At 43.7% G+C, this 4,717-nt stretch carries 2 protein-coding genes and 1 pseudogene; 1 reads left to right on the forward strand and 2 read right to left on the reverse strand.

The features are described 5' to 3' along the window. The first annotated feature begins 309 nt into the window (after positions 1-309). On the forward strand, positions 310-2,955 hold the full coding sequence (locus tag PX482_RS03165; RefSeq protein ID WP_288023238.1) for an efflux RND transporter permease subunit: 2,646 nt from the start codon (positions 310-312) through the stop codon (positions 2,953-2,955). A 6-nt stretch (positions 2,956-2,961) separates the two neighbouring features. On the opposite strand, the gene PX482_RS03170 is transcribed toward PX482_RS03165, so the two are convergent. Continuing rightward, complete coding sequence (locus tag PX482_RS03170) at positions 2,962-4,386, reverse strand: FAD-binding domain-containing protein (RefSeq protein WP_002758099.1); 1,425 nt, start codon at positions 4,384-4,386, stop codon at positions 2,962-2,964. Between the two features lie 152 nt (positions 4,387-4,538). After that, positions 4,539-4,717, reverse strand: a pseudogene (locus PX482_RS03175) (Uma2 family endonuclease); the annotation flags it as partial.

Consider the following 4,717-nt stretch of genomic DNA (forward strand, 5'->3'; position numbering starts at 1 on the left):
AACATCGTTGTTAAATAAAAATCTTTCTCAATTAATTCTTAAGAATTTATAAATATTGCGGAATGTTAATTTAAATATTCTCAAGTTTTTGCAGTCAATCAATAATTTTTGCTTATCTTTGTTAGAAAATAGAACTCCTGCAAAAATCCAACATCTACCATTGGGTTAGGAGTCTCCGAGTCAGGAGTCAGGAGATTATTTTTATTTATTCTCCCCACTTCCCACTTCCCCACTCCCCACTCCCCACTCCCCACTCCCCACTCCCCACTCCCCACTCCCCACTCCCCACTTATGAGAGATGATCAAAAGATGAAAGAATCGTGGCGAGAACGTCTGAATATCTCTCGAATAGCGATTAATGCCCCGAGGTTAACCATTGCTTTCTGGTTAGCGGTGGCCATGGCGGGAATTTTTGCTTTTAGTTCCCTAAAATACGCTCTTTTCCCCGATATCAGCTTTCCAGTCGTAATAATTAACGCCCAAGCGGATTTAGCTACTGCTATCACCACGGAACAGCAATTAACTAAACCCCTAGAAAATCCCCTTTTCTCTCTCCCCGGTTGTCGGGATGTGTCCTCGACTACTGCCCCCGGACAGTCAGTAATCAGCGTTTTCTTTAAAATTGGCACAAATTTAGACAAAGCCACCGCAGCAGTTAAACAGGCTATCTCGCAAATCCCTTTACCCTCTCAAGCTACTACAGAAGTTATCCCCGTTGATTTAAATGAGTCGGCAACAGTCACATATACGCTGGTGAGTGAGCAGAAAACTCTGGAAGAATTAAGCCAAATCGCCCAAGATAATTTAATTCGGCCCTTAAAAGCTCTCGAAGGTACGGCTAAAGTTAATTTACTCGGTCAAGGTACAGTTAGGGAAGATAATCCCCATAAAAGCTTAACCCGACCATTGCCCACGCTGGTACGCTTTAATGGCCAAGAGGCGATCGCTGTGCAGGTAATCAAACAAGGTGCTGCCAATAGTCTCGATCTGGCCGCTCAAGCAGAAAAACTGGTTAAAGACATAGCACAAAAACTGCCCGATGTCAAGATAATTTTAGCTGAAACCCAAGCGGAATATATTCGCGCTGCCCTACAAGGCACGATCGATGATTTACTCTTGGCAGTTTTGCTGTCGGTGCTGGTGATCTGGATATTTTTAGGCAGTTTCGCCGCTACAATCATTTCTGCTCTGGTTATCCCCCTATCTCTTTTGGGGACTTTCATTATCATGGCAATCTATGGGTTTAATCTGGAAACCCTGACGCTGCTGGCTCTCGCTTTGGTGATCGGCATTGTCGTGGATGATGCGATCGTGGATGTAGAAAATATTTCCCGTTTAATCGACGCGGGGGAAACCCCGAAAAATGCGGCACTCAAGGGGACAAGGGAGATCGGATTAGCTGTCACCGCCTCCACTTTAACCATTGTTGCGGTGTTTATACCCGTCGCTTTTATGGGGGGTGCGGTGGGACAGTTTTTCCAACCCTTCGGTTTAACTGTCTCGGCTGCGGTGATTTTTTCTCTGTTGATCGCCAGAACTTTATCGCCCGTTTTGGCAGTATATTGGCTGAAACCGCAGTCACGGGCAAAAATAACGAAACAAAAGCGACCAATTGAGAACACCTATCGACGGCTCTTAAACTGGTCATTGCGTCATCGTTTGCTGGTCATTGCTATCGCCCTAATTACCTTTTTTGCGGGTATTGCCTTGATTCCTTTTATTTCTAGGGGATTTATTCCCCGACTCGATCGCGGCGAGTTTAATCTGGTTTATACTTCTCCTTTGCCGAAAATAACGCAAATTAGTCCTAATAAACCGACGGCTAAGAGTTCTAGCGATAGTTTCGCTTGGATTTCTCAGTTAGCGAGTTCTCCCGAAAGTTTTCTTTTGCGTCGCACTATCCGCGATGGCAGCAAATTAGAAGCGCCGATTTTGCAGGATGGGGAAGTGGAATCGACTTTTATGATCGCCGGTTTACGCGGTGAGCCGAATCGTGGCAAAATTCACGTTAAACTGAAGAGCGATCGTAAATCTCACACCAGTGCGGTGCAGCAACGGATTCGGCAAATTTTACCGACAATTAGAGGGGTGAATGTCAGTGTCGAGGACATTCCTTTTGTGCAGACGGAAGCGGAAAAGCCGATCCAAATTGCGATTAAAAGCGATGATTTGCAGCTATTGCGCGATAGTGCCGAGAAATTGCGGGTTGAGGCTGCTAAAATCGCCGGTTTAAAGGATATTTCCCTATCATCTAGATTAAATGAGCGGGGGGATTTTTTGGCGATCGAGCGTTTAAATGGTCAACAGGCGATTTTTCTCAGTGCTAATCTCAGTCCGGATTTAGGCTTAGAAGATGCGGCGATTAAAATTGAAGGGATTGCTTTACCGGAAGGGATAACTTTACAGCGTTGGGGTACTTCTTCTCAAAGTAGCGATGTTTTGGGCAGTTTTGGTCGCACTTTAATCCTAGCGACAATTTTAATGTTAGGAGTTTTATGGTTATTATTCAGAAGACTGCTAGAAACTATCGTCATCGCTTTATGTTTACCTTTAGCGATTGTGGGGGCAATGTTGGGGTTATTGGTAACGGGTAGTGAGTTTAGTATGATTTCTCTGATCGGGTTTATCTTCCTCTTGGGACTACTCGATAAAAATGCTGTGTTATTGCTGGATTATACTAACCAATTGCGTCAACAGGGTTGGAGTCGGGAGGAAGCGGTTTTAGAAACGGGAATGATTAGGTTAAGACCGATTTTAATGACCACTTGTTCGACAATTTTAGGCATGATTCCGATCGCTTTGGGATTGGGTACTGGTGCGGAATTGCGGCAACCCATGGCGATGGTAATTGTGGGAGGTTTAGTCACTTCTTCCCTGTTGAGTTTAATTGTTGTGCCTGTGTTATATCTAAGTTTAGAGGATGTTTGGAACCAGATTAAAGCCGGTCAAAAGTAGCTAGTTTTACCGTTTTGGCTTCTGATTGCTATAGAGTCGTTTGAATTCTTTTTGTTGTTGATTATGATCGACAATTGGCTCAGGATAACCACAACGATGTCTTTCTAAACGGGGGATTTTCCCGGTTACTAGATATTCCGTATCTACGGAAGCTAATTCCGGCAACCATTGACGAATATATTCCCCTTCCGGATCGAATTTTTGTGTCTGACTAGCGGGATTAAAAATTCTTAAAGGTTTCGGATCCATGCCACTAGAGGCACTCCACTGCCAACCACCATTATTAGCGGCTAAATCGCCATCAAAAAGTTTCTGCATGAAGTATTTTTCGCCTTTTTGCCAGTTAATAATTAAATCTTTGGTTAAAAAACTCGCCACGATCATGCGACAACGATTGTGCATCCATCCCGTTTCATTTAATTGTCGCATGGCCGCGTCAACGATCGGATAGCCGGTTTTTCCCTGGCACCAAGCTTGAAAATGTTCTTCGTTATCCTGCCAAGGAAAATGACGAAATTCTTTTCTATAAGCACCGACCGCCAATTCTGGGAAAAAATAGAGACAATGCTGGTAAAATTCCCGCCAAGCTAACTCTTGCTGCCAAGTGATAATACTATCTTTTGCTTCCTCGGCGCGGCAATTTTCTAATAATTCTAGGGTTGCCGTCCAAATTGTGCGGATGCCAATCGCCCCAAATTTTAAAGCGGCACTCAAGCGCGAGGTGCCATCGAAAGCGGGGAAGTTACGATCTTCTTGATAATTGTTAATAACCCCTTGACAAAATTCTTCTAATCTGCTACGGGCGGCCTTTTCTCCGGGAGCGAGGGGTAAGGGGTTTTGCCAGGTAAAACCTAAATTTTCTAGGGTTGGTAAGTTAATAGTTTCTGCGAGTTTCTCCCCCTCATTTTCGTCTAATCCTTGCAGGTTTTCTAGGGTTTTGGGGCTGGCTTTGGCTAATTGGCTCCAATTTTTCCAAAAAGGAGTATATACGGTGTAGGGACTTTTTGAGAGGGTGAGGACTTGTCCTGGAGCGTGGAGAAGTTGATCCCAGAAGGTTTCTACCTCAATTCCTTTTGTTTGTAAAGCGGCGATTACCTGTTGATCCCGTTGACGCGCGTAGGGTTCGATATCGAGGTTAAAAAAAACTGCTTTTGCCGATAAATTGCCAGCTAAATTGACGAGTGTTTGACTGGGGTTGCCGCAAATAATCAGTAATTGACTACCTTTTTGGCGATAATTTTTTTCTAATTCCTCTAGACAACCGAGGAGATAGGCAACTCTAGCAGGGGCGATATCATCCCTCTCTAAAATAGCGGGATCGAGGCAGAAAACCCCGATAATTTTCGGACTACGATCCCTAGCTTTACTCAGTCCAATATTATCCGAGAGACGTAAATCGCGACGATGCCAGAAAAGGATTAGATTTGACATAAAGTAAGGTGATGAGAAGATTATCAGGGGCGAGATTATTTTACATTGAGCTTGTCGAAATGTGGGGTACAGTTAAGAACAAATTCAGGTCAAAAATACTCTTTCTGTAATTATACGACAGTAGATCAAGAATAATTGTCTAATTTTAAAATCTAGCTGTGATTGGCAGTTAATTGATTGACAAAATCTCGATGTTCTGCTGTTTCTAACCCCCGCTGCAAAATCAATAAAACTTTTCCTAAGTCGCCCATTAATAAAGCGTTTTTATCTAGCCATAAACCGGGGAAGATTTGGGAGCGCATTATGCCATCACTATCGGGTTCTAGTTTAA

It is taken from the genome of Microcystis sp. M53602_WE12 (assembly GCF_030065455.1).
Taxonomy (GTDB): Bacteria; Cyanobacteriota; Cyanobacteriia; order Cyanobacteriales; family Microcystaceae; genus Microcystis; species Microcystis aeruginosa.